At 49.4% G+C, this 23,763-nt stretch carries 27 protein-coding genes, 1 tRNA gene and 1 riboswitch; of the genes, 12 read left to right on the top strand and 16 right to left on the bottom strand.

What is annotated here, in order from left to right; all coding sequences use genetic code 11:
• Positions 1-954, bottom strand: a complete 954-nt coding sequence (locus tag LJ739_RS10630) for a nucleoside/nucleotide kinase family protein (RefSeq protein ID WP_229160291.1) — start codon at positions 952-954, stop codon at positions 1-3.
• Between the two features lie 126 nt (positions 955-1,080).
• Here LJ739_RS10630 and LJ739_RS10625 point away from each other — a divergent pair, with 126 nt between their 5' ends.
• The 6 genes from LJ739_RS10625 (at position 1,081) to LJ739_RS10600 (ending at position 5,635) form a co-directional block, all read left to right on the top strand.
• Positions 1,081-2,229, top strand: a complete 1,149-nt coding sequence (locus tag LJ739_RS10625; RefSeq protein ID WP_229160290.1) for a hypothetical protein — start codon at positions 1,081-1,083, stop codon at positions 2,227-2,229.
• Positions 2,226-3,926: a type IV secretory system conjugative DNA transfer family protein gene (locus tag LJ739_RS10620; protein ID WP_229160289.1), complete on the top strand. Its 1,701-nt coding sequence runs from the start codon at positions 2,226-2,228 to the stop codon at positions 3,924-3,926. The genes LJ739_RS10625 and LJ739_RS10620 overlap by 4 nt, the downstream gene beginning before the upstream one ends.
• On the top strand, positions 3,923-4,228 hold the full coding sequence (locus LJ739_RS10615; protein ID WP_229160288.1) for a hypothetical protein: 306 nt from the start codon (positions 3,923-3,925) through the stop codon (positions 4,226-4,228). The genes LJ739_RS10620 and LJ739_RS10615 overlap by 4 nt, the downstream gene beginning before the upstream one ends.
• Entirely contained in the window at positions 4,229-4,747 is a 519-nt protein-coding gene (locus LJ739_RS10610) for a hypothetical protein (protein WP_229160286.1), read from the top strand. It abuts the gene before it with no gap.
• Entirely contained in the window at positions 4,747-5,145 is a 399-nt protein-coding gene (locus LJ739_RS10605; protein ID WP_229160285.1) for a hypothetical protein, read from the top strand. The genes LJ739_RS10610 and LJ739_RS10605 overlap by 1 nt, the downstream gene beginning before the upstream one ends.
• A 223-nt stretch (positions 5,146-5,368) precedes the next feature.
• Entirely contained in the window at positions 5,369-5,635 is a 267-nt protein-coding gene (locus LJ739_RS10600) for a helix-turn-helix transcriptional regulator (RefSeq protein ID WP_229160284.1), read from the top strand.
• Positions 5,636-5,664: 29 nt separating this feature from the next.
• Here LJ739_RS10600 and LJ739_RS10595 read toward each other — a convergent pair whose 3' ends face one another.
• Positions 5,665-6,936 carry a tyrosine-type recombinase/integrase gene (locus LJ739_RS10595; protein WP_229160281.1) on the bottom strand — a complete coding sequence of 424 codons (1,272 nt, stop codon included), beginning with the start codon at positions 6,934-6,936 and terminating at the stop codon, positions 5,665-5,667.
• Positions 6,937-7,441: 505 nt separating this feature from the next.
• Between LJ739_RS10595 and LJ739_RS10590 the strand changes: the two genes are divergently transcribed.
• The 4 genes from LJ739_RS10590 (at position 7,442) to LJ739_RS10575 (ending at position 9,285) form a co-directional block, all read left to right on the top strand.
• On the top strand, positions 7,442-7,708 hold the full coding sequence (locus LJ739_RS10590) for a helix-turn-helix domain-containing protein (RefSeq protein WP_229160280.1): 267 nt from the start codon (positions 7,442-7,444) through the stop codon (positions 7,706-7,708).
• On the top strand, positions 7,708-8,424 hold the full coding sequence (locus LJ739_RS10585; protein ID WP_229160278.1) for a hypothetical protein: 717 nt from the start codon (positions 7,708-7,710) through the stop codon (positions 8,422-8,424). Before LJ739_RS10590 ends, LJ739_RS10585 begins: the two co-directional genes overlap by 1 nt.
• 194 nt (positions 8,425-8,618) lie before the next feature.
• On the top strand, positions 8,619-8,780 hold the full coding sequence (locus LJ739_RS10580) for a hypothetical protein (protein ID WP_229160276.1): 162 nt from the start codon (positions 8,619-8,621) through the stop codon (positions 8,778-8,780).
• Between the two features lie 247 nt (positions 8,781-9,027).
• On the top strand, positions 9,028-9,285 hold the full coding sequence (locus LJ739_RS10575; RefSeq protein ID WP_229160274.1) for a helix-turn-helix transcriptional regulator: 258 nt from the start codon (positions 9,028-9,030) through the stop codon (positions 9,283-9,285).
• 24 nt (positions 9,286-9,309) lie between these two features.
• On the opposite strand, the gene rimI is transcribed toward LJ739_RS10575, so the two are convergent.
• The 8 genes from rimI to LJ739_RS10535 form a co-directional block, all read right to left on the bottom strand.
• The gene (gene rimI, locus LJ739_RS10570) at positions 9,310-9,771 is read right to left on the bottom strand and encodes a ribosomal protein S18-alanine N-acetyltransferase (RefSeq protein ID WP_229160271.1); all 462 of its coding nucleotides are present in this window, start codon (positions 9,769-9,771) and stop codon (positions 9,310-9,312) included.
• Positions 9,768-10,322: a hypothetical protein gene (locus tag LJ739_RS10565; RefSeq protein WP_229160269.1), complete on the bottom strand. Its 555-nt coding sequence runs from the start codon at positions 10,320-10,322 to the stop codon at positions 9,768-9,770. Before LJ739_RS10565 ends, rimI begins: the two co-directional genes overlap by 4 nt.
• A 466-nt stretch (positions 10,323-10,788) precedes the next feature.
• A tRNA-Trp gene (locus LJ739_RS10560) sits at positions 10,789-10,865 on the bottom strand.
• 79 nt (positions 10,866-10,944) lie between these two features.
• Positions 10,945-11,730 (bottom strand): phosphotransferase, encoded by a 786-nt coding sequence (locus LJ739_RS10555; protein WP_229160267.1) that lies wholly within the window; start codon positions 11,728-11,730, stop codon positions 10,945-10,947.
• Positions 11,720-12,352 carry a nicotinamide riboside transporter PnuC gene (gene pnuC, locus LJ739_RS10550; RefSeq protein WP_229160262.1) on the bottom strand — a complete coding sequence of 211 codons (633 nt, stop codon included), beginning with the start codon at positions 12,350-12,352 and terminating at the stop codon, positions 11,720-11,722. The genes LJ739_RS10555 and pnuC (LJ739_RS10550) overlap by 11 nt, the downstream gene beginning before the upstream one ends.
• Positions 12,353-12,365: 13 nt before the next feature.
• Positions 12,366-12,992, bottom strand: a complete 627-nt coding sequence (gene pnuC, locus LJ739_RS10545) for a nicotinamide riboside transporter PnuC (protein ID WP_229160260.1) — start codon at positions 12,990-12,992, stop codon at positions 12,366-12,368.
• The gene (locus LJ739_RS10540) at positions 12,985-13,248 is read right to left on the bottom strand and encodes a hypothetical protein (RefSeq protein ID WP_229160258.1); all 264 of its coding nucleotides are present in this window, start codon (positions 13,246-13,248) and stop codon (positions 12,985-12,987) included. Before LJ739_RS10540 ends, pnuC (LJ739_RS10545) begins: the two co-directional genes overlap by 8 nt.
• Before the next feature lie 52 nt (positions 13,249-13,300).
• Complete coding sequence (locus LJ739_RS10535) at positions 13,301-15,439, bottom strand: TonB-dependent receptor (protein ID WP_229160257.1); 2,139 nt, start codon at positions 15,437-15,439, stop codon at positions 13,301-13,303.
• 75 nt (positions 15,440-15,514) lie between these two features.
• Positions 15,515-15,619, bottom strand: a riboswitch (TPP riboswitch).
• Positions 15,620-15,753: 134 nt separating this feature from the next.
• On the opposite strand from LJ739_RS10535, the gene LJ739_RS10530 reads away from it, so the two are divergent.
• Positions 15,754-16,905: an iron-containing alcohol dehydrogenase gene (locus LJ739_RS10530; protein WP_229160255.1), complete on the top strand. Its 1,152-nt coding sequence runs from the start codon at positions 15,754-15,756 to the stop codon at positions 16,903-16,905.
• Between the two features lie 39 nt (positions 16,906-16,944).
• Here LJ739_RS10530 and LJ739_RS10525 read toward each other — a convergent pair whose 3' ends face one another.
• On the bottom strand, positions 16,945-17,361 hold the full coding sequence (locus LJ739_RS10525; RefSeq protein ID WP_229160253.1) for an acyl-CoA thioesterase: 417 nt from the start codon (positions 17,359-17,361) through the stop codon (positions 16,945-16,947).
• A gap of 58 nt (positions 17,362-17,419) precedes the next feature.
• Between LJ739_RS10525 and LJ739_RS10520 the strand changes: the two genes are divergently transcribed.
• Complete coding sequence (locus tag LJ739_RS10520) at positions 17,420-19,528, top strand: GNAT family N-acetyltransferase (protein WP_229160251.1); 2,109 nt, start codon at positions 17,420-17,422, stop codon at positions 19,526-19,528.
• A gap of 51 nt (positions 19,529-19,579) precedes the next feature.
• Here the strand turns inward: LJ739_RS10520 and LJ739_RS10515 are convergent, their stop codons facing one another.
• Genes LJ739_RS10515 through LJ739_RS10495 form a run of 5 tightly spaced genes read right to left on the bottom strand, consistent with a single transcriptional unit; the run spans position 19,580 to position 23,759 of the window.
• Positions 19,580-20,842 carry a tetratricopeptide repeat protein gene (locus LJ739_RS10515; RefSeq protein WP_229160248.1) on the bottom strand — a complete coding sequence of 421 codons (1,263 nt, stop codon included), beginning with the start codon at positions 20,840-20,842 and terminating at the stop codon, positions 19,580-19,582.
• Positions 20,842-21,456, bottom strand: a complete 615-nt coding sequence (locus LJ739_RS10510; RefSeq protein WP_229160246.1) for an energy transducer TonB — start codon at positions 21,454-21,456, stop codon at positions 20,842-20,844. Before LJ739_RS10510 ends, LJ739_RS10515 begins: the two co-directional genes overlap by 1 nt.
• A 4-nt stretch (positions 21,457-21,460) precedes the next feature.
• Complete coding sequence (locus LJ739_RS10505) at positions 21,461-21,862, bottom strand: ExbD/TolR family protein (protein ID WP_229160244.1); 402 nt, start codon at positions 21,860-21,862, stop codon at positions 21,461-21,463.
• Positions 21,863-21,874: 12 nt separating this feature from the next.
• Positions 21,875-22,399 carry a MotA/TolQ/ExbB proton channel family protein gene (locus tag LJ739_RS10500; protein WP_229160242.1) on the bottom strand — a complete coding sequence of 175 codons (525 nt, stop codon included), beginning with the start codon at positions 22,397-22,399 and terminating at the stop codon, positions 21,875-21,877.
• A 1-nt stretch (position 22,400) separates the two neighbouring features.
• Entirely contained in the window at positions 22,401-23,759 is a 1,359-nt protein-coding gene (locus LJ739_RS10495) for a MotA/TolQ/ExbB proton channel family protein (protein WP_229160240.1), read from the bottom strand.
• Positions 23,760-23,763: the final 4 nt, after the last annotated feature.

The raw sequence follows: 23,763 nt of genomic DNA, 5'->3' as shown, positions 1-23,763 counted from the left end.
TTAAAAACCAAAATTAGTAAATATTTCGTTAGCTCGCTGCTTTGCATAGGCGACTTCTTTTGGATTGGAATAGCTTGGGTCAACATCGCACTCCCCAAGCGGTTCAAAATAGTTTTTTATAATCGTATGGGATCGCGGGTGACGAGAAGTGTCTTTGCTATAAGAGTTTTTCGTACTCAATGAATAATCAACATAAACAGGGAAGTTAGTTCTAAAGGACTTCAACAAAATCAAATTTCGCTGTGGCAAATGGACTCCATAATGAATTTGATTACCTGTAGCCTCATTAAACGAGATCACAAAATCGTATGGATTTCCTTTTAACTTCTTGATGGCAAAATAACTATTATCTATCTCCTCCTGTGACTGCGTTGTTTTCAGCTTAAATCTGCCAGATAACTCACTCCATTTAACTGGCTCCTGATCAAAGGAAGTAAGATATGCAGCTCTATAAACCACTCCCTCCTCTAGTGGTGGCACTCCAGATTCTAAAGGGCGCTCAGGAATGTACTCAATATCACTTTCGTATCGTATTGCTAATGCGCGATCATATTCGTTGGGACTTATAAAAACTGATATTGCATTCCCTAAGTGTTTAACAAGAGAGCCAGCTCTTAAACCTCGAATATTTTCTGGTCGATGCTTCCACACAAAGCTTTCCATCAGCTCAAAAAACTCAGGGTCACCAATACCTTTGCTTTTCCCCCTTCTGACATTATCCAACATATTCGTAAAACGCTGCTCTAATTCAGAATGCACGTCTGCACTGAACGTAGCCATCTCTTGAAGGATACGGACAGGTCTTCCAAGCTCAGTTCCTTTCAACTCCCTAATAGTTTGACGAAAAACTTCGACTAAAGCGTCTTGATAATCACGATCGTTTCTACGATAGAACTCATTTCTGCGTTCAGGGGAACCCCCTTTCTGTACAAGATATGGTTTAAACCCTTCCAAATTGTTCACCATTTAAACAGTTTACGGAATTTCTACGAGTTTTGGACGCGATATGTGCCGAGTATATTTGGCTCATATCAATAGCATAAATCCTGAACGTCAATTATAGGCATCAGGAGAAAAGCTATGACAAATCAAAACCAATCGAGGCTTTTTAAGCTTATTACTATACCGCTGATCATAGTTGGCACCATAACCGGCGCATTAGGTATGGAGCTGATTATGGGAGCCGAAACCTTCTGGCAGCATGCTATCTGTTGGCTAATAGCCATCGTTGTTGGCATTGTTCTATATGGCCTCTGGAAAATACAAGAGACTATATTCATCACCATTGACCCTCTATATCGTGATAAGCGCCTTTGGGCGGTTCATATATTGACGCCGATCTTCGCTGTGCTTGTTTCCGGTATGGCTAGCTTCGTATACGTCTATCACAACACAGCTTACCGCCTTCATATGGAAGAAGGAATCGTAGATGCTCAAAATTCGATCAACCATGCAGCAAAATCTGCTAATCGCATACTGCTCTTCAAAGATGTTGTACGAAGTAAAGTTGGCTCTCTTGAAGACTTAGCAAAAAGTGAAGAGAACGGCCTCGTTACTGGTGTTGGTGGTCGCGGTGAGATATACCGCCGGATTATCGAAGGTAAAGACAAGCTCAACGGCATTTCTGACCTTCTTATTCAATCAGAAATCAATATCAATTCGCTATTGGATAGCGCAAATATCCAAATCCAACGGATGCGTAGAGCAATTCCGGTAAATGGTTCGCCATTTGACGGACTGGAAGCATACACCAAAGCGCAACGCAACTTCTTCACCGACTTTCAGACATTATCGGAGCAGAACCTAGCACTTCAGGTAAAAACCATGCTCAGCGGTTTTGAGCAGACCATGGTTTCCACACATGACCGTGATCAAGCAACCCATATGGCGCGTGTAAACAGAGAGATGGGAATCATTTCGGAAAGCATTATTGCAGCGTTGGAGGAGCAAGATATAAAAATTGAACAACCGCCTGAATGGCGCGTGAGCTCCCCAATCTACCTGTCAGTTCTTTATATAGCCAATGGCTGGTCAATCGCATTAATGGTGATCCTGCTGGAAGTTTCTCCCATCTTTTTGGTCTGGGCTCAATGGGCAAAACATAGGCAGACCATTGCCGAGCCAATTGAAGAAAGTACTGTAAGCCTCAAGAGCTTAGAAACACTTGTTACAGCCATCAAGCGCATTATCCAGCTTAATAAAGATTTGACTAAAGGGGATGACGAATGAAATCCCTATCAACTCAACATCAACGGCAGGTTTTAAATAATTTGGTATGGGTGGTTTTCTGGGGCGTGCTCAGCATTGCTTTATACAACCACAAAGACAGCTTGCACTGGATTACATATGTGTATTTATTTGTTGGCGTACTCATGCTGATCAAGAACTTGAAGAGTACTTGGACAGCTTATGAGTATGGAAAGTATCAAGCTCAACTTAGGTATCAAAATGAAACGCCATCAGATATTCATGGCAATACAGTTTATGCGACGTTTGAACAGAAAAAAGCAGCCAACCTTTACGATCCCAATAATGGTATTCCAATTGGCATCGATGAACATGGCCCTTTGTTTTATACCCCGACTCATGCGCTAAATGTGGCTCCGGCTGGAAGCGGCAAAAGCCTAGTTATTGGTGGAATTCTTGCCCATGGCTATCGAATTCCAGATGGCAGAGGTAATAGCCAAGCCGCTTCAATGGTCGTTACTGACCTTAAGGGCGAGCACGGCTACATGACATCCAAATTGTGCGCAGAAAAACATGGCCACAAGGTAGTCTTTTTAAACCCAGATAATTTATACAACCTCGGCAATACACGTTTTAATCCACTCCAAGGGGTCATTGATGATATCTCGCATAAGCCACTGAATAAATTCGCTGTTGCGGATGCAACTGAAGTGGCGCTGCTATTGGTTCCAGAACCAAGTAAAGGAGATGATGGGAATTTTTATTTTCGACAAGGTGCTCGTGATCAGATTATTACTGCGATGTTGTTCTTCGCCTGTTCCGCTCCCTCAAGCTGCATTTTCCCCGAGCTATTTCGTGTTATTGGAAATGCCGAGCAATTAAAAGAGACGTTAGAGGAAGCAAAAAAGCTGGATGTTCTTTGTGGAGAGCTATCAACTCGCGCATCCGATATTTTAGCGGCAACCGACGATCATTTTGCGAGCTTCAGAAGTGGCGCGCTGCAAGCCCTCTCACCATTTTCACCCAGTTCACCATTAGCTGATTCAGTATCTGCTTCGGATTTTACTTTTGAATCGTTAAAACGAGAACCAACTACAGTTTACATCATGGCTCGCCATGACCGTAAAGACGTTTACGCTCCATGGCTAGGATTAGTCACTAAAATGGCGATTAAGGCGCTCTTCAAGGTTGATGGCAACATTCCAGTTTTCTTTTGCCTCGACGAGGCCACCAACATGCCATTGCCTGGATTCGCAGCAGATATGACAGCCCTAAGAGGCAATGGTTTTAGAACTCGATCTGCTTTCCAAGCCAAATCGGAATCACGACGAGTCAACGGTGAGGAACAGACTGAGACCATTTACAGCCAATGTGATTTAAAGCAGTTCAATAGCATTACGTCTTATCAGGAAGCCAAGGAAATATCGGATTCAATCGGTCAAACAACCGTGAAGAGTCACAGTTTAGGGGAAGACAAAACTTCTCCTTGGTCTGATTTAAAAAACTCTACATCAGAATCTGGTCGGCCTCTCCTAATGCCAGAGGAGCTATTACGCTTAGGTGAGGATGAACAAATCATCCTTATCTCCAAGCATGGCTTACCCCCTATTCGATGCAAGCGCCTTCCTTATCATCACGTCCCTGAATGGCACGCGATACTCGATGATAACCCATTGGAGGGCGGAAAACTTCCGCTTAATCCCAAGGTATCCATCTCATATCGGGAGGCAAGAACATGAAACGTGTAACTGTTCATTATTCAAAACCTACCGAGCTGCCAGCGGCCAACATTATTCTAAAGCCACTGAATGCTCTGTGGGCACTAACCGGTGGATTAGTACCAGCCTTTCTTGTCTGGGGTCTAGTAACCCAAGGTATCCCCGCGCTTCTTATTGCCGATGAAGGCTATCGCTGTGCATACCTCGATGCCTTCGGAGGATTTTATAGCCGCAACACGTCGTATAGCTGCCACTGGCTCGCTTTTAGAAAGTTAGACGTATCGCCAAAAAATTTAATTAACGATGTTACGGAGGCTTTCTAAATGTACCAAGTAGTGATTGAGAAAACAGCCGACTGGTTATTTCCAGTAATGATGAGTGTGGGAGTTTGGTACGGCTTGCACTATTCGACCTTAACTCCTCGCGTACTAATGGTAGATACACCCATACAGTACAGAGACTTCCACCTCGCTAACAAACTTCCAGAAAGCGTTGGCAAGTGTATTCAAGAAAATATGGCTTCAGCCATTTTGAACACTGGCCGTGTAGAAGCAGCGCTTTATACCGCGACCTTCAAACACTTTGATCAGCAATACAAAGAAAAGCAGCTCATTGCTGAAGCCAGCCTTGATGAAACGTGCGGCGTAAGCCAAGCAAGGCAAAAGCAAAGAGCTATGGAAGCTAAAGCACTAGAGCAAGAAAGGCTGGTCGCTGAAAAAGCTCGCATGGAAGCTCTTGCTAATAAAAAGCGCCAACTTGAACAAGAGGCGCAAGAGCAATATCAGCAACAAGTAAAAAAGCAGATGAATTTCTTCATTGATTTACTAACGGGAGAAAAATAATGAGCGATGTTATTTATCAGTCTGGTCGCTTGCTGGTTAGCTCGACCCTATTTAGAACCGCTAGACGCTCGTACCGAATTCGAGACATTGAGCGCATCACTATCAAGCGCCCTCTGTTCTGGTTTTCACTTCCGTTAGCTATAGGCAGTTACTTACTGCTCAAAGAATACAGTCAGTATTTATTTGAGGAAGAGAAGTATGTCTGCCTTTTCACAATGACAATTGTACCCGTTACTTTCTGGTTTATTGGAACACTGAGCATCACATCAAAGAGCTATTCCAACGACGATGCCATCACAGGTTTTATGCCTCGTTTACAAAAAACCAGAAAAGCTATTGAGAGCGTTATCTTCAATTCCTCGACTACATTCGAAACAAAGGAGAACAAGCATGGCTAAGAACTGCCAAATTCACCATTACGCCTGCCATTGTGATCGCTGCGTCTTGTGCCTTGGCCTCCACTGTTTGGAGTGTGGCGTTAGCGTATCACGGACAAAGCCAATGCCATGTCAAATCCCCAAAGACAGGCAAACACTAATTGATGAGTTTCTTGATGAGCAAGAAGCCCTTGATAAAGCCCAAAAACATAGCGACATCACTTACCATTAATGGAGAAAGACCATGACCGATATTTACCTGAACACAAAAGACTTGGCCGACAGATATAGAGTTTCATCAAGAACGATTTTTCGTCGAATGAACAAACCTGACAATCCGTTTCCTGCTCCAGCGATTAAGATGGCTGGCAGCTCAAACCTTTGGCTTAAGAAAGATGTTGAGCTATGGGATGCCAGACAACGGGAGCTGACTTCGATTGATCGCTTCTTAAATGAGCAGGAGGAAATTAGCCGAAGCAGAGAAGAGCCTGAAGACAACAATTTCCACTGAAACTAAACGGGGTGCATCGCACCCCATCTTTATGCAGTTCTGCGCCCTCTCATCTCCACCACATTGTCATTCAATGGTTCTGGAAGTTCTTCACCGACCATTTCATGTAACTTACGACACCACTTTTCATAAGCTTCTGCTTGCTCTTTGAGATAATCATAATGGTCATAGACCCTTGCAACAGAGCTACCAACAGCGTGGCCAAGCATTACCTCTGCGGTGACAAAATCTGTAATGCCATTGGAAAGATTTGTTCTCATCGTTCTGCGCAAATCATGCATAGAAAAGTGCGGCATTTCGTAGTTTTCGTGCCTGCGTAAGTACTGGAGAATATTATATGGGATGGCGAGCGGTGCTCTCATTCCAAGCATTTCAGTCGTTCCATCATTTGTAAAGACATAAGGGCTCCCAGCACTCAGCTCAAAAGCCTGTTTCAAATAACCTTTAATCGTAGGAGTAATTGGCCTCAGTAACGGCTTTTTACTTTTCTTGCCAAGCTTGTGATTTTCCGGCGGGATCGTCCAGACACTAGCGTCAAAATCGAAGTGCTTCTTCTCGGCCTGTCTTAACTCTCCATTGCGGCATCCATAGATGAGGCATAGCTTAACGAAGAGCTTGTTCTTCGGCGTGATACGTGAGTAATCAACAGCAAGCCATAGCATTTTAATTTCTTCGTCAGACAGACAACGGTCTACTGAGCGTTTCTGAATTTGCAGGTCTTCTTTAGCGAAGATGTCCGCGAGCGGATTGACTGGAACCAGCTTTCGCTTCACCGCAAACTTATAGAGCTGCTTGGTGTTTACCAGCAAACGCTCGGCGATGGCTGGGCGCTTGTTCGCTATTGGCTCTAGTAGATCGAGCCACGCATGCAAAGTGATGCGCTCGGCAGGCAGTGAACCGAGTTTAGGGAATACATGAAGCTCAAAGCTTCGCTTGATCTCATGATGGCCTTTTTTGTTCTTTATGCAGTATGAGTCATACCAAAGGTCAAAAAGCCCTGACAGCGATTCAGCGGCGATAATAGCCTGCTTCTCAAGCTGGCGAACGATCTTTGGATCATGCCCCTCTTCTAGCTTTTTACGAAGCCTGAGCGCCTCGACTCTGGCTTCTTTGAGTGACATTAACGGATAGGAACCTAAGTCAATCCGTTTTCGGCTACCGTTGTAGTAGTACCGCAACGAATAGGTCACTTTACCCTTTGGAGATACGCGAGCGCATAGCCCATCACGATCAGCTTTAACAAGCTCTTTGGTTTTTGATTTACCGTACTGCGCTTTTAACCACGATTCAGTAAGTGCCATACCCTTTCCTCTAAGTTATTGAAAACTAAGAAAAGGTACAAAATTTTTTTAAGCCCTTTGCACACAAGAATTTGTACCCAAATTTGTACCCATTTCCTGTGACTCAGGGTGGCAAAAGTAGGCTTTGATGGTCAATATGACAACCCAAGACGTCTTATAACATTTTGTTTTTATTAATATTTCTGTCTTTAGGTGGCTTAAGTTGTCTTACCGGTTCAAGTCGGGGTGAGAAATGATCGCAAAGGTGCGGCGCTTGTCGACTTCTTGCTGCAATCCCATGGGTTGACTCTGAACTCTTGCGGGTTAAAGGAAATACGGCCGCGCATTGTATACGACCCATGTGCAAATGTCCTCATTCGGGCCGCGCATATCGGCAAAAAATCCGATAATTTGTGCACCTAAAGATTTACTCCGCGCAAACTTTGTCATATATTCGCTTAGAGGTAATTTTTTTACCTGTAAGCGCTCTTATCGAAAAACGTTCGTAATTGGTAGAAGAAACGCCATGGCACGTCGAAAGAATTTTAGTGGTGCGCAGCTGCGGGCCCTCAGAAAAGAATCCGGATACACCCAGGAAGAACTGGCTGTACGTATCGGCATCAGCCGTGAGACTGTATCTGCGATTGAAAATGAAAAACCCGAGACAATGAACAGTATCGGGGTAGAAGTCATCAGCAAATGGTGGTCTGTGTGCCGACAGAAGGCGTCAGAGCAAACCCGCCAGTCATTCTTCTCTACCGTGATGGATTATTTCGGTTTTACCCATAGCTGATGCTCCTTCGCCATTACACGCCCAAAATACTAACAGCCCTCTTCGGAGGGCTGTTTGTCTTTGCGGGCTTCTATACCTTTGGTAACGCCCTGCTGTTTGACCGGATTTTTATCGGGGTACTGATTTTCACCGCACTGATCTGCCGAAAAAACGTCAATGTGCTGGGGGTCGTGGTGATTTTAGTGATCCAACGGCTGCTTGAAGAAGCAGGGTGGAGTATCAGCGAGGCGAATCATGAATTGCTTGTGAAAGCCGTATTCTACGGGCTAGCCTTATTTGTCTACTACAAAACGAGATTCGACGAACTATCTAAGGTATTTTTAACCACCATTACCATCGCGTTGTTATCTGAAGCCTACTGGTATTTCTCTGACAAAAGTGCACCAGAAATCTACTGGTACGTTTTTGTCGCAACAAATGCTTTTCTTGTAAGGTATCTAGTATTTGTTCGCGTCGGGTTTACAGGTGATTATTTCCCCCAAAAAGCCGAATCAATCAATTTGGATTGGCATATTTTTAAATTATATGGAGTGGCAAGTTTTCTTCAGCTGATCATGATTGCCGAATACATTGTTCGTTCTGTATTTGGTTTTATCAAAATCACCTATGTCTACTATACTTATCCGTATGTAGCTCAAGCTTTAGCAACCTATGCTGTTTGGGTCATTTTTAACGAAAGCTACCGCCTCCTGCTACCAAGACTGCTAAAAGCCTGACATCAACGGTATGTGTTCGCATACCCGTCACCTTTATAAAACACCCTTTTTTCCTCGTATCTGACATCGCCAATCGGTACGGTGCGGCCAATTTGTGCCCAGCACTGCCAATTTGCTTATAAAACCAGCATAATCCACCATAAATGTGGATTCTAATCCACATTTTTACCCACACACATTCCGAGGAAAAACTGATGAAAAACGTTAAATTGATTGCTGTACTGTTAACCCTGACCCTGACTTTTGCTGGTACTGTACAAGCTGGTACCGGCAGCAAAACCAAGCCCCCCGTTGCTGAAGAGCAGGAAAAATCCTGGTACGAGCAAATCTGGGATCTGGTCACTGTCAATGACTAACCGGTACGACAGGCGCTCCCTGCGGGGACGCCTGTCCCCTCCGCATGTTACCGCTTACATTAACCCGCCCCACCGGACAAATTATTAACCTTTCAAAATCAATCAGTTAGTTACTTCGGTTAGATTTTTTCACTTTGTGGAGCCGAATCCACATCCTCTGGCATAGACTCAGCCTATAAAGAATACAGTTGCCGCCTTGGGCGTGACTGTCGTCGTTTCAATAACAAAAACAGGCGAGGAACCCGTCATGTACATTACCGGTGCAGATTTGCGCAAAATGCGTCTGGAAGCAGGCCTAACCACCGTTCAAATGGCTAAACTGGCCAATGTGAAGACCCGTAAAACTTACGAAAACTGGGAAAAGAATGTGGGGAGCCCCAACATGAACCAGTTTATTGCCATGTGTGCGGGGTGCAATTTCAATTCTTCTGCCATCGTTGAAATGGCGGTAGAGCGGGGCAGCACCGGTGCTCAGCTGAACCTGAGTCGCGCCAACATCCGTTAATTTCCCTCTATTTTCAGGCCGATGTCAGACGCCACTGACATCGGTCAGTGATTTGCGCATCATCAGCGCATCTTCACGACCTGTGGTGGTCGGGTAATAGTCTTTCCTGCGGTCCATCAATTCAAACCCCATGCTTTGGTACAACTGGATTGCCGGGCTGTTTGAGCCACGCACTTCCAACCACACCACACTGCCCTGCCGCTGATGACTTTCACGGATAAACTGCTGTAATAACTCACGCCCAATGCCCTGACGCTTGCGGTCATGGTCCACGGCGATATCCATCAGGGTAATTTCATCCAGTACCTGTAAACCAATCGCATACCCGGCGAGCACGTTGCCGTGATAGGCCGCCAGCGTAAAATAGGGCTCGGTCAGTGTGTCGATGAACGTCGACTGTGACCAGGGCTGGACATGACTTTGCTGATGAATGTGATGGGCTGCAACGCCATCCTGTTCGGGCAGCGCAACAATGCTGAGGGTCACGGTAACAGCGGTCCGATACAATCCCACAGTGCACATTTCTGCGCCCCAGTGAGTGTTGTTGTCAGCGGCAGCGATAACCTGCCGTCAGACAACCGGATATTATCGCTGTTTTGCCAGACCATCCTGGCGCCAGGATAGTGTGCAGACGCGTCGCTGGTGTCAAACAGCCAGTCAGCTTCTTCTAGTTGCAACAGGGCAAACACGTCCGCCAGCCAACGAGGCAGGCTTGATGGCTGTTCGGCGACAATGACGATTTTGCCCGTCACTTCCAAAACAGGGCTGGCTTGTCCCTGCTCCGGCGCATCAACCGCAGCGCTTGGTTCGGATGGCGCCACAGGCGGTGTTTTTTCAGCCGATGTTCTCAGCGCCAACACCGATGCGGGTATTCCTTTGCGCACTTCGCTGCCTGGCGCCGCTTCAGGTTGAGTTTCGCTGACCTGGACGCCAGCTGACGAGGTACTGTCAAAAACATGCCACATCCCAATCCCCATCGCTTGCAAGGCAGCAATCTGGGCAGGAGTATAAGGTTCAGAAGTGATTTTTTCGTTCATGGGTGGAGCTTACCATGAAATACCCAAAGTGGCAGGCTGTAGAGAACTCAGCAGGCACAAAAAAACCGCACTGAATGCGGCTTTTTCGACGAATAATGGCAGGGGTGGAGGGAGTTCCTCAGGCACATCCCTGTGCCTGACCGCAAGCGGCGCTGGCGCGGTACACTTTGCTCCCGGCAAAGGTGTCAAATCCCGATGGGGGTTCTCGCCCATCCACCCCATCAGTGCCTTTAGTGCAGGCACAAAAAAACCGCACTGAATGCGGCTTTTTCGACGAATAATGGCAGGGGTGGAGGGAGTTCCTCAGGCACATCCCTGTGCCTGACCGCAAGCGGCGCTGGCGCGGTACACTTTGCTCCCGGCAAAGGTGTCAAACCCCGATGGGGGTTCTCGCCCATCCACCCCATCAGTGCCTTTAGTGCAGGCACAAAAAAACCGCACTGAATGCGGTTTTTTCGACGAATAATGGCAGGGGTGGAGGGACTCGAACCCCCAACCATCGGTTTTGGAGACCGCTGTTCTACCAATTGGAACTACACCCCTGTCGAAGCCTCGGCATTATACTGGTGCGCGGGTAAAGGTAAAGGTTTTTTGTGTGCTTTTAGATTCAATTGGCGGAGATTTAATCACTCTCGCGCAAGCTATCCGCAGCCGCAAACCACAATTGGTTGGTCAAGGTTACCAACGGCGCTTGCTGCTGGTAACCGCGGGCAACATCATCGCCATGTATGCCACTGGCGTCGGCATAAGCATTCAGCAAGGTTCGCGTCTGAGGCACCGTTAGCTGATTGATCGCAACGCAACTGGCGACATCGAAATACCGGTTGCCGGTGGCCGCGTACTCCCAGTCAAATACGCAGGAAATATCGGCACACACATGCTCAAATTGCAGATCATGATGACACAACACCTGATCAACGCCGTGGCTGTCGTACCACACCGGTGCCAGTTTGGCCATTTGCTGACGCCAGTCACCATTGAGATGCTCGACACGCGCCAGGTAGGCCTCCCAATCAGCCATTAAGTCCAGTGACAGGGCAAACACCGGCAACTGATGGATCCAAGCCAGCCGCTGTGCCAGAGCGAGGATATTGTCTTCCTGACTGCGGTTGGCCTGAGCCAGGGTGCTGTGCGGGACCCAATGCTCAACCTGCACATCATGACGTTGGGACAAAAACACCGGCTCAGGTGCTGCGCCATGTTGCGCCAATTGATGTTGTAAGGAGTATTGAGCCTGTCGATCCACAGACGTCAGGCGGTTGGTTTGAAACCGTTTGACGAAAAAAGCATGTTCCGTCGTTTGCAATTTAAAGCTGTGATTGATCACGCCACCGTCCACCGGGGTCAGGGTGAAATGTTCGCCAAACAAATGGGTGCTGCGCAATGCGTCATACAGATTACTCGACATTCAAGTGCTCCAACTCGCCACGCCAGCCCCGGCGCCAGTAATACGCACCGTAAACACAAATCGGTAAGAAGGCGATAAACAGTGCAGCCGCAAACCACTCGCCATTGGTGCCATAGTGAAAGGCGCTAAGTGCGTTGACGACCAACCAATACCACCAGCTCTCCAAGATGCGGTACACCGTCATGATCGCCGCTACCAGGCTCCCCCACATCAGTAGGCTCTCAGTAAAGGTCAGAAGCCCGGGTTCAATGGCATGAAACAGCGAGGCCAACACCTGGGTCAGTACGACCCAAACCGTAATGACGCTGGCATGCTGACGCCACGTCATTGACCAAAGCCCCTCCGCACTTGGCTGGGAGCTGGATGTGCGCTGTGTCCAGACCGTCCATCCCCATACCGCAACCAACATGTAAATGCTGTTCAAGACCACCTGCAAGGTCAGGTCCATGGCAAAAAACATGATGGTGTAAAGCATCGCGCTGAGAAACCCTGCCAACCAGCACCACATGCTCAGACGGCTGGCCAACACAGCGTGCATCATGGCAGTCAGAATACCGAGTGCATGCACGGTGTCACTGCCAGCAAAATGGAGGAAATAAGCGGGGGTATCTGTCGGCGTCACTGCACAACCCTAGTCATTCGAGGGCTTCACCCTCGACCAAAACGGCGTTTGTATCAGCGTGATCCTTACGCCAGCGCCAATACCCATATATTGCCACTACAGTATAGATGAAGAACAATACGCTGGTCAGGTATAGACCCGTCACGCCATACAGGTACGCCGCAGCGAGATCGATAACCACCCAGTACAGCCAGCTTTCAATCACTTTGTGCGCCACCAACACGGTAGTAAACACACTGAACACAGTAATTGCCGCATCAAGGTGATTGTATTGGCCGTTAAACCAATGAGACGCCAGCTCTCCCAGGCCTAAAGACACACCCGTCAGTACCACACACCACAGCGCATGCCATTGCAGCGGTTTGTGCTTCACATCCTGGCGCTTCGGCGCCTTACGCCAGGCCCGCCAGCCATACACTGCCATGACCAGATAATAGGCGTTCAGCACCACCTGAAACGGTAGGCTCACTTCCCAGAATATCCAGATATACAACGCGGTACTGACAAGGGCTGCAGGCCAACACGCAATATGCTGACGTGTCGCCAGGGCAACATACGCCAGTGCCAGCACAACGGCGATGATTTCCAACAGCGACTGGCTGGCCCATTGGGCCGCCAGCGTGTTAAGCCACTCACTCACCGGCCCGTTTTCCCATTTTGTCACCATTGAGGAATTTGCAGACAAAAATACTCTGACCAATTTCCTCATGGATCCGCTGCATTTCCTGCCCCAGGATCTGCATCACCTCGGCATACTCTCCACTGACATGGGTAGCGGTAGCGTTGGTCGCCACATCCAGCGACGGGTGGCTGTTCAGCCGATCAATAAAGGTCTGAATCGGACCGATGTACGCCTCTTTTAACGGGTACATGGAAATTTCGACAAACAATAGCATTGGACATCTCCTGTCGTAGCCTGGAACGCCAGGCTACGCGCTTAAGCTTAGATCAATATTGGTAACGCACAGTAATACCAACGCGGCGTGGCTCACCCCATTGCTCGTAAAGATGGGTGGTGTAACCGTCGCGTGGATCGTTGCCAAAATAAAATCCGCGGTTGGCCACGTCGCGATCAAACAGGTTGCGGGCATACAGGCTGACTGCCCAACCGTCATGACGATAGGTCACACTGGCATGGGTCAGGGTTTGAATATCGCTGATCTGATCATGGGAATAGGAATAGAAGAACGCGTCTTTGCGATCGACTTCCAGCAAGGCTTCCCAAGCCGGAGAAATTGTCCAGCGTAACCCCACGTTCGCCTGATATTGCGGCGCGTGTGCTTGTTCCCGACCATCGAGGACTTCGCCGCTGTCCTGGCGCGTGATGCCATTAATTTCAGTGCGCAAGTAGCCAAGATTAGCAAACCAGCTCAACGCCTCATTGAGGGTATGGCGAAGCTCAATTTCGACACCATAATTGTGCCCATCTGCAGCGTTGTTATAAAAACCAACAAATGTCTGGTCCTGCAAAATCCAGTTCTTGTACTGAATATCGTCCCGCCACTGGTAAAAAGCGGTTGCGTTAAGTTGCAACGTACCTGAAGGATTTTCACCTTTAACCCCAAATTCCAGGCCACGCATGGATTCACCCTCAAACGTGGCATTGTCCAACAAGATCTCGCGGAATACTGCCAGCTCAGGATCTTCAGCCTTGCCCAGCGCCTCGCCATTGGCACCGCCCATCTTGTAGCTGCGTAACAGGCTCGCATACAACATGGTCGAGTCGGAAGTCTTCAGGTGATAGCTGATCTCTGCGCCCCAGTCGGATTCATCCAGATCGGCTTCAATGCCCCGTACATCGGCATAGTCCAGTTGCTGCCTGGCCAGTCTCAGGCTGGTAGAAATCCAGCTGTTGGCATCCAGATGCCACTGGTATGAGCCGAACACTGCCTGCTCTTTGCGGCGCACATCACTGTTAAAGGTCGCCGGCCCCCAGATATCCCAATCAAAATAATTGCGCAACAGATGCTCGTCCTCATCACTGGCGTAAATCCCCAACGACCAGACTGAATCACTGCCCGGCAGACTGTGCAGCTTCATGCTGAAGGTATGGTCAGTGCGATCCCGAAAGTAATGGTCAGTGGAAGAGTACTCGGCAAAGTAACCGTCAGGATCGTTGATTGGGTCGTAAGGCGCGATGCCGACATAGCTCCAATCCTCGTCATAGCCATAGCCGAGATCCGCATCCAACCGGGTGATGCGCGTTTCCAGTTGCATGTTGTCCCAGCCAGCATAGTGGGCACTTAGCGCGTAGGCATCGCTGTCCTGACGATCGAAGCCCGGCTCGTCAGACAGGGTCGTGCGATCTCTGTCGAGAGAAAAGGCGTCGTAGCCGTTGTCCACATCAATGGCGTGCATCACCGCGTTAAAGGTCCAGTTTTGACTGGCTTGCCAGGCCAGCTTCAATCGAGCGGTGCGCTCATCCACGTTGTTGGTATCGTCGCGCTGTAAAAACGTGTTTTCGATGAAGCCATCACTGGTTTGCTGATGCAGTGACAGGCGGTAATTCAGCCCGTCAGTGACTGCCCCACCAATAGCGGCACCCACATGCCAGCTATCGTAGTTGGCAATACCTGCAGACAGATTTATCCGGGTGTCGTCTGTGGGCGCACGGCTAATGATATTGATCACGCCGGCAAGGCCATCAGTACCAAAGCGGGCGCTGTTCGGTCCTTTAAAGACCTCAACCTGTTCAACGTCAAACAGGCTGGCGCCGGCTGCCATGCCGGAGTAATTGATCCCATCCACCAGATAGCCGACAGAGGGGTTAATCGGATCGACGAACTGGCTGCGCTCACCGATACCGCGAATTTGCATAAAACGCCCGCGTGATGCACCGCTGGCAAAATTCACGTTGGCGGCGCGGTTGAGGATAGTCTCGAGGTGCTGTGCTTGTCGGTCGGCGATGCCTTCACTGCCAATCACCGAAATACTGGTGGCAAGGGTGCGCAAAGGCTGTTCGACGAGGGCACCGTGTACGGTGATTTTTTCAACGCTGTTGTCAGCGTCTTCTGCGTGTGCGCAAAAACCAATCGCTGCACAGGCGAGCGCCACTGCGTTGGCAAGTTTATGTGGAGTATATTTCATGTATGGATCTCTTCTTAATCAATGAAAAGATCCGGTGATACGGCAGGTCAATGGCGAACAATTGTCGAAGACCGAAGTGGTCAACTTACCCATTCCTACGCCGGTATTATCCGGATCAGGTCTAAGGGTTCGCGTGCAGTCACGCATCTCAGCCAATCGATGGCACCCCCTGGATGATGTCTCTCATGTGAAAGACCGGCGCAGTGTAACAGTCTGGTAAGAAACTGCAAGGACCTGCATGACCCCTTGATATCTGCTAAATTGATGGCATATCAAAGGCTTCTTACCCCGTTGTTTAACAAACAAGGTGAACCATGCAAAATTTTGTGTTCCACAATCCAACCAAAGTGGTGTTCGGACGCGGCAGTATCGGCAAACTGTCCGGTTTACTGCCTGAAGGCAAACGCATTATGCTGCTTTACGGCGGTGGCAGTATCAAAAAAAACGGGGTTTATGAACAGGTTGTCGCCCAACTGGATGGACATCAATGGTGCGAATTTTCCGGTATTGAAGCCAATCCGGAGTTCACCACCTTGATGAAAGCGGTAGAACAGGCCCGGGAACAGAATGTCGACTTTCTCCTTGCCGTGGGTGGTGGTTCAGTAGTCGATGGCAGCAAGTTTGTCGCCGCGGCGTTAAAGTTTGATGGTCAACCCTGGGACATTCTTGCCAAAGGCGCAGCGGTCAAAGACGCGGTACCACTGGGTTGCATTCTTACCCTGCCCGCGACGGGCTCTGAGACCAATCCAGCCGCAGTGGTCAACCGCAGCGAAATACAGCAGAAACGCAGCTTTATCAGCGATGCTGTACGTCCACAATTTGCCATTTTAGATCCCGAAGTCACTTACTCACTGCCCAAGCGCCAACTGGCCAACGGCATCGTTGATGCGTTTGTACACGTTATGGAGCAGTACCTGACGTACCCGGTGGGTGCAAGTGTACAAGACCGTTTCGCTGAGGGTATCTTGCAAAACCTGATAGAACTGGGTCCGCAAGTTCTCGACAGCCAGGACTACAACGTACGGGCCAACCTGATGTGGAATGCAACGCAAGCTCTCAATGGGCTGATCGGTGTAGGCGTACCACAGGATTGGTCAACCCACATGATCGGTCACGAGCTCACCGCATTACATGGATTGGATCATGCAGTAACACTGGCTATCGTTTTACCCAGGGTAATGCAGCATCAGCGGGACGCCAAACAAGACAAGTTACTCCAATACGCCGAACGGGTGTGGGGACTCAGCCCCTACGACAAGGACAGCACCATCGATTTGGCGATCGAAAAAACCGAACTGTTTTTCCGCCAGATGGGCATGATGACACGCTTGTCGGAACACAATATCGGTGACGACATCGGTGAAGCAGTGGCCGCAAAGCTGCGCGAAAACGGCCTGGAGAAGCTCGGCGAGCATGGCGCAATCACGCCGGAGCATGCCCGCGAAATCGTTATGGCCAGCTTATAGGCCATTGACAGACAAAAAAGGCGGCCATGGCCGCCTTTTTTAATCCAACATATTAAGCGTTTTTAACTCTTCTTTGGTCTGCGCTTCAAGGATCTCCAATGACTTGCCATGTGGCACCGGCTGACGGGTTTCGGGATCCACTCTCACAAACACAATATCGTCTGCCAGGCAGATGGTTTTCTTGGTGGCTTTGTTGCGCACCAGGCAGGTTACCGTGATGGAGGTCCGCCCCACCGATTTGGTCGCCAAACCAAACTCAACCACATCCCCCTGCATCGCCGGTGACTCAAAACTGATTTCACCAATGTGCTTGGTGACCAGATAATTACTCTCCAATTGACAAATGGCATAAATCGCAGCCTCCTCGTCAATCCACTCCAGCGCGCGACCGCCGAACAATGCATTGGCATAGTTCAAATCATTGGGCATCACCAAACGACGAGATAAAAAGCGCATTCGTATTCCTCATTGCATTTACTTACACTATGGGTCGAATTATACCAAGGTTTTGCCAGTGACCACGAATATCCCTGACAATTGTACAATGACACCCGGCACACACCGACAATTGCTGGTTATCGCCAGCGATGAACCTTGGCACGAGCGCTACCTTTGTCAGCATGTTGTAGTGTCGTCCCGCTGTTGGTGGTTTGGCAGCCATGCGCCACAAGGGTTTGTGCTGATAGAGAGCCATCAACAGTACCGGCATTTTCTGGGCCAGGAATGTGACACCTTGGTCATTGATGCCCGCCAGCAGTTGCCGCTGACGGCGGCATTTGCCCTGAGCGGCTGTGTTAGCAGAGGTGGCAAGATGATCGTGCTGTGCCCTTCTCTGTCGCGCTGGCCAGAATCAGCCAGCGTTAGCGTTAAACACTCCTATGGCATAAATCCACGCAACCCGAGCCTGGTTATCCAGTGGCTTTGCCACTGCATCCAGCAGGATCAGGACATCCAACTGATTACCGCCAGTTCCCAGCCCTGGCCGAAAGCCGTGCCAATCGACTTGCCGACAGATGAGATCAAAGGTCCCTGTGCGAGTAGCGACCAACAGATGGCCGTCGATGCCATCGTACACGTTGCCAAAGGACATCGTCATCGTCCGTTGGTCATTACCGCCGATCGCGGGCGTGGCAAAACGACAGCCCTTGCTATCGCCGCGTTGCAATTAAACGACGCACATGGCACCCAGTGCATCATCACCGCACCGCGACCTGATAATTGTGCCACGGCCATAGACTACTGCCAGCAGCATGGCCAACAACACGCTGCGGCGTTGAGTTTTGTTGCCATGGATAAGCTGATCGCCGACAAACCTGACGCAGGACTGGTGTTGATTGATGAGGCCGCCAGCTTTCCTACTGCACTGTTACAACAGGTCGTAGAACACTATCCCCGGGTGGTGTTTTGCTCCACCACTCATGGCTACGAGGGCAGTGGCAGAGGGTTCGAAATCCGCTTCAAGGGGTTTTTGCATCAACATTATCCGGATTATAAATCCCTGCACCTCAATACCCCTATTCGCTGGTACGAAGGCGACCCTGTGGAAGCCTTCTGGTTCAAAGCGATGGCAATGACCCCTTTCTGTGAACAACCAAAGGTTGAACAACTGAGCGACGGCAATCACCGCCTGAGTGCCAAGCAACTGATACAGTGCCCAACACGCCTGTATGAGGTATTTCAATTGTTATTAGCCGCCCACTATCAGACATCGCCGGATGATCTGATACGCCTGCTAGATGCCCCTGAGCAAAGCCTGTGGGTGAATATCGTTAATAACGGGGTAACCGCTGTTGCCTTATGTGCTGATGAAGGGGATCAGGCGTTGCTGGAAGTCAGCGACGGTATTGCCAGTGGCCAGCGCCGTATTAGCGGACACCTTAGCGCACAACAATTGTGTTTCACCTGTGCAGAACCTGCTTACGCTACTCTACGCTATCGTCGAATAGTCCGTATCGCGGTTGCGCCACAACATCGGCGCCAAGGTATTGCGACGTCGTTACTGGCACATATTCGTTCGCTGTCTGAACAGCACAGTGTCGACTTGCTGACCACCAGTTTTGGTCTGACGGATTCGCTCTATCGTTTCTGGTACAACAGCCAATGGCGGGCGCTGAAACTGGGCCACAAGCTGGATACTGCCAGTGGCGAGCGGAGCATTTTAATGGGCGTGCCGTTGCAGCAAGACGGTAAGCGTGTGTTTGACGATACTCGCACCCTGATGCGTGAAGATAGCCACTATCATCTACCCAGACGTTTCAAACAAATGAGCCCGGTTCTGGTTTGTCTGCTGTCGAATGAGCTATTCAGAGACAGCTCTGCACCAACCGCCAGACAACTCACGGTGGTACAGCAAGTCGTGGCAGGAACGAGGGCGTACCATCACTGTGAGTCTTCCCTTGCCGCCTTGCTGCAACATTGGCTATGTCATCACTTCGATGATAAACAGCACAGCAGTGATCGGGGTTTGCTGGGCTGTATTGCATTGTTGCTGCAAGGGCAACCACCTTCAACGGTGTGCAAGGGCTATGGGTTCAGTGGTAAGAAGGCTTTGAATGATGGGGTACGCAGCACCCTGGAAATGCTGCTGTCGGATTGCCAGACGAGCGATAGAGAGAACGGCTAGCGAATGCCGGTGACAAACAGGCAATAAAAAAGCGCCCGAAGGCGCTTTTTTTTAGATGTTGATACCTCGGTTCTTGGCTTTTTCCTTGATATAAGGTTCCCAAGCTGCCGCATTACGGCGTGTTGAGCTATCTTTCTTCGCTTCACGTGCGTGTACCAGAGCCTGACGGAAATTACCGGTATACAGGTTCGCTTCCATCATCGTAATGTGGATACGACCAACCTGATCAGCACCGGCATCCAGTGCTTTTTGCAAAGCAGCCAATGCACCTTTGTAGTCCTCAGCTGCGTGCAATAAGGTACCCTGTTTACGGTAGTAATCAGCGTTGCCTTTGAACGATGCCGCTTTTGCATACATCGCCGCAGCTTCCTTGTACTCACGAGCCTGGTGCCAGCTGTTGGCCAGCGTCGCATAGTTGCTTTCAGACGCTTCCAGCAGACCCGATTTCAGGTACTTGTCCAGCAGTTTCGCCGCCTTGTACGGGATACCGTTGGTTGCGTACAACTGAGCAAGGGCCTTGATCTCGGATTTCTTCGACAACATGCCTTCACGGTAAGCGATTTCAAACGTCGACAGGGCGCGCTTGTAATCTTCGACCAGCATGTAGAAGAAGCCTAACTGCGTCCACCATTGCTTGGTTTCCGGGAAGGTTTTCACCAACACTTCAGCCACTTTTACGGTTTCAGGATACATCTTACGTTCGTAGTAAGACGTCATCTTCAACACGTAAGGGTTCTTGTTAGGCTTATCGTACAGAGCAATGGCCTTATCAGCCGGCGCAATGATTTTATCCAGTTCTTTGGTTTCGTAGTACGCGTTTGCCATACGTGTGTACACGTCGGCATCTTCTTTACACGTAAACGTCATCCAACGCTGGTAATAATCGATCGCTTGCTGATATTGCTTTTCCTGCATGCTGAGATCAGCAATGAGGCGCAAAATATCAGCGTGCTCACGGTCATTAAGCACCCGCTTGGTCACAGTACCTTTCAGGTAGCGTAAGGCTTCAAGTCCTTTACCGTCCTGGCCTGCCAGTACTTTACCGATAAACTGGTCAACAAACGCTTTGTCGAAGTCCTGGCTGGGATCGATGTCTTTCAACATCACCAGCGCTTCATCGATCAAATCATTGTTGTACGCTTCCAGTGCCTTTTGGAGCTTCTTACCGGCACGTTCACCGATGATCTCTGTCGGACCTTTTTCATAGTTCGGACACAGAACAACAGGTGTCTGCTGGGCCATGGCATAGCTTGATAGCAACGACGTTGCAGTCATTGTTGCGACTGCACAAACATTTTTTACAAACTTACTCATTAGCCTTGATCCAATTTGAAGTCCAACTGTACTTTCATGTTGTACTGCTTAACGGGTTTGCCATCAACGATCTTGGGCTTGTACTTCCACTTGGACAACGCACGCTTGGCCTCACGGTCAAACACGCGGCGTGGATCGGCTTCAATCACGTCAATGTCTTCAACGCCGCCAACTTCGTTAATGGTGAACGACAGGCGAACCCATCCTTCTTTACCATCACGAGCAGCCTGTACAGGGTAACGCGGTTCAATACGAACGATAGGTGTCGCTTCACCGTCACGTTGCATCGCGCCTACGCCACCGATGTCGATAGAGGCACCGCCTACATCAACATTTGGCATATTGAAAGACATACCACTCGCGTCGGCATCCGCTTGATCCGGCTCTACGGGCTGGATTTTAGGCGGCTGCTTGGGCGGCGGCGGTGGAGGTGGTGGCACACGCTGCCGGGTCTGGGTGCTATCGTCTGGGGTATCCATAACGATATCAATCACCGGAGGTGGTTCCACTTCTTCACCTGGGCGGGAAGAGTTTTCAATCAGCTTCGCCATGACCACAAACAGGGTAAAGGCGATAGCAGCACCAATCAGGACAGATAAAATTACTCGTACCATAATCTTATGCTCCCTTCGCTGCTACTGAAATGCGGTTAATGCCAGCGGCTTTAACCTGGTCCATCACTTTCATCACGACGCCATGCTCGGCGTCTTCATCCGCTTGGATGATAACGATGTCAGTGGGCTGTTCTGCCAACAACCGTTCGAGGTTGGCACGAATACTGTCCACTTTGATTTCACGTTTGTCTAACCAAACGTCACCGTCGTCTGTTATGGCGATGAAAATGTTGGCGTTCTTTGGCAAAACAATCTGAGTCGCACCAGGCTTGTTCACCTCAATTCCCGCTTCTTTTACGAATACGGTGGTTACGATGAAGAAAATCAACATGATGAATACGATGTCCAGCATGGGCGTCATATCAATCGTTGCTTCTTCTTCTTCTTCGCGAACTTTACGAGCCATAAACTTCTCTCTTTAATGATGAGGCAAACTGTCGACTAACTTCTCTCGGGCAAACTTCACACGCGCTTCAAGGCGTGAACTGAAGAATACACCCGACAGTGCTGCAACCATTCCCGCCATTGTCGGGATTGTTGCCATCGAGATACCTGCTGCCATCAAACGAGGGTTACCTGTTCCCTGGGTAGCCATGGTCTCAAACACGTTGATCATGCCAGTAACAGTCCCAAGAAGACCTATCAACGGACACATGGCAACCAGAGTTTTAATCAGTAACATTCTGGCACTTAATGCATCCGACGCTTGAGAAATCCATGCGTCACGGATTCTATGCGCATACCAAGACGTAGTGTCTTTCCGTGATTCCCAATCGCTCACGATTTGTGCACGAACTTTGGGAAACACAGCGGTTAAAAACCAGTAACGCTCTATCATCAACACCCACATGAGAAAGAGCGCTAAGGCGACGACGTAAAGCACGTCGCCACCGGTAGCGATAAAGTCCCTGACAGATTCCCATAATCCAATCAGGTATAGCATATTAAGCTTTCTCCGTCTCAGCGTGAGAGGCTACGATACCCGCAGTCTGCTCGTCCAGAATGTGAACGATAGACTTGCTACGGCCCGCAACGATGCTGTGGGTAAGGATCAGAGGCAGAGCCGCGATGATACCCTGAGCAGTGGTTACCAATGCCATGGAGATTGAACCTGCCATGATACGCGGGTCACCAGTACCGAACAGCGTGATTTGCTGGAACGTTGCAATCATACCCAGTACGGTACCCAACAGACCCAGCAGCGGTGCGATTGCCGCAAAGATCTTGATGATGTTGATACCGCTCTCGATACGAGGCAGTTCACGAAGAATGGCTTCGTCCAATTTCAGTTCGAGGTTTTCAGCGTCTGAGCCTTTGTTCTCAGCATAAACTTTCAGAATACGACCCAGAGGGTTGCTGTCAGACGGGTTACCTGTGTTGTTCAGCTGTGCACGGATCTTGCCGCTAACCAACGTCAACGTAATCAGTTTGTACAGACCAATCAACAAGCCTACACCCAGCATGACAGTGATGATGTAACCTACGATACCACCGGCGTGATAACGCTCTTCCCACGTCGCTTTACCTTTCAGCAGGCTAAGAATAGCGCCACGAGAAGGGTCAACGTAGAAAGGATGTACACCAGAAGTTTCGCTACGCAGATCTTCTGCGGAGTCTACCATGTAGTCATCAGGCTGACGGCCCAAGGGTTGAACCTGTTGGTTCTGGTCGTCATACACCAGGTAACCCTGGTCACCGATCAGGTTGAAAGTACCCACACGGACAACTTCCTGAGTCTCAGTACCACCGTTGAGGTTTACTACCTCAGTGGTGAAGCGAGAAACTTTACCAGATTCAGTCATTTCAGTTTGCAGTGCAATCCACATATCTTCCAGCTCACCGATGTTCGGCAGGCCTTTAGATTCTTCAGACATGCGTTGCAGGAACGCTGCACGTCCAGGATATTCTGCGCTTACGATAGAGGTAGAGATACGACCGAAGGCTTCAGAAGCCGCCTGGCGTACAACACCAAACATCTCACCCAGATCACCGGTCGCTTGTTGCAGCTCAGCTTCTTTCTCGGCCAACTTTACTTCGTTGTCCTGGAATTGCTTAGCCAGACGGTCACCACGGGCTTGCTCAGCACGCAGATCAGCTTGTGCTTTGCGCAGCAACGCTTGCTTGTCAGCACGAGCAGATTGGAACTCAGCTTCACGCTGCGCGTCCAGACGCGCTTCGGAAACACGGCTTTTCTTCACTTCGTCCAGCAACTGGTCGAGTGTCTTCGCAGTTTGTGCTTGAGCTGTGGAGGCCAACAAAGAAACCGTCGCTACAGCCAATACAGATTTAAGTACTGTTTTCATCGAT

It is taken from the genome of Fluctibacter halophilus (assembly GCF_020687825.1).
Lineage (GTDB): Bacteria > Pseudomonadota > Gammaproteobacteria > Enterobacterales > Alteromonadaceae > Fluctibacter > Fluctibacter halophilus.
The sequence above is the reverse complement of the archived record's forward strand: the minus strand, read 5'-3'. Positions and strand labels throughout refer to the sequence as shown.

Excerpts from the sequence above, each read along its gene's own strand:
- LJ739_RS10625 (WP_229160290.1), top strand. The coding sequence starts at position 1,081 with ATGACAAATCAAAACCAATCGAGGCTTTTTAAGCTTATTACTATACCG.
- LJ739_RS10620 (WP_229160289.1), top strand. The coding sequence starts at position 2,226 with ATGAAATCCCTATCAACTCAACATCAACGGCAGGTTTTAAATAATTTG.
- LJ739_RS10615 (WP_229160288.1), top strand. The coding sequence starts at position 3,923 with ATGAAACGTGTAACTGTTCATTATTCAAAACCTACCGAGCTGCCAGCG.
- LJ739_RS10610 (WP_229160286.1), top strand. The coding sequence starts at position 4,229 with ATGTACCAAGTAGTGATTGAGAAAACAGCCGACTGGTTATTTCCAGTA.
- LJ739_RS10605 (WP_229160285.1), top strand. The coding sequence starts at position 4,747 with ATGAGCGATGTTATTTATCAGTCTGGTCGCTTGCTGGTTAGCTCGACC.
- LJ739_RS10600 (WP_229160284.1), top strand. The coding sequence starts at position 5,369 with ATGACCGATATTTACCTGAACACAAAAGACTTGGCCGACAGATATAGA.
- LJ739_RS10595 (WP_229160281.1), bottom strand. The coding sequence starts at position 6,936 with ATGGCACTTACTGAATCGTGGTTAAAAGCGCAGTACGGTAAATCAAAA.
- LJ739_RS10590 (WP_229160280.1), top strand. The coding sequence starts at position 7,442 with ATGGCACGTCGAAAGAATTTTAGTGGTGCGCAGCTGCGGGCCCTCAGA.
- LJ739_RS10585 (WP_229160278.1), top strand. The coding sequence starts at position 7,708 with ATGCTCCTTCGCCATTACACGCCCAAAATACTAACAGCCCTCTTCGGA.
- LJ739_RS10580 (WP_229160276.1), top strand. The coding sequence starts at position 8,619 with ATGAAAAACGTTAAATTGATTGCTGTACTGTTAACCCTGACCCTGACT.
- LJ739_RS10575 (WP_229160274.1), top strand. The coding sequence starts at position 9,028 with ATGTACATTACCGGTGCAGATTTGCGCAAAATGCGTCTGGAAGCAGGC.
- LJ739_RS10565 (WP_229160269.1), bottom strand. The coding sequence starts at position 10,322 with ATGAACGAAAAAATCACTTCTGAACCTTATACTCCTGCCCAGATTGCT.
- LJ739_RS10555 (WP_229160267.1), bottom strand. The coding sequence starts at position 11,730 with ATGTCGAGTAATCTGTATGACGCATTGCGCAGCACCCATTTGTTTGGC.
- LJ739_RS10540 (WP_229160258.1), bottom strand. The coding sequence starts at position 13,248 with ATGCTATTGTTTGTCGAAATTTCCATGTACCCGTTAAAAGAGGCGTAC.
- LJ739_RS10535 (WP_229160257.1), bottom strand. The coding sequence starts at position 15,439 with ATGAAATATACTCCACATAAACTTGCCAACGCAGTGGCGCTCGCCTGT.
- LJ739_RS10530 (WP_229160255.1), top strand. The coding sequence starts at position 15,754 with ATGCAAAATTTTGTGTTCCACAATCCAACCAAAGTGGTGTTCGGACGC.
- LJ739_RS10525 (WP_229160253.1), bottom strand. The coding sequence starts at position 17,361 with ATGCGCTTTTTATCTCGTCGTTTGGTGATGCCCAATGATTTGAACTAT.
- LJ739_RS10515 (WP_229160248.1), bottom strand. The coding sequence starts at position 20,842 with ATGAGTAAGTTTGTAAAAAATGTTTGTGCAGTCGCAACAATGACTGCA.
- LJ739_RS10510 (WP_229160246.1), bottom strand. The coding sequence starts at position 21,456 with ATGGTACGAGTAATTTTATCTGTCCTGATTGGTGCTGCTATCGCCTTT.
- LJ739_RS10505 (WP_229160244.1), bottom strand. The coding sequence starts at position 21,862 with ATGGCTCGTAAAGTTCGCGAAGAAGAAGAAGAAGCAACGATTGATATG.
- LJ739_RS10500 (WP_229160242.1), bottom strand. The coding sequence starts at position 22,399 with ATGCTATACCTGATTGGATTATGGGAATCTGTCAGGGACTTTATCGCT.
- LJ739_RS10495 (WP_229160240.1), bottom strand. The coding sequence starts at position 23,759 with ATGAAAACAGTACTTAAATCTGTATTGGCTGTAGCGACGGTTTCTTTG.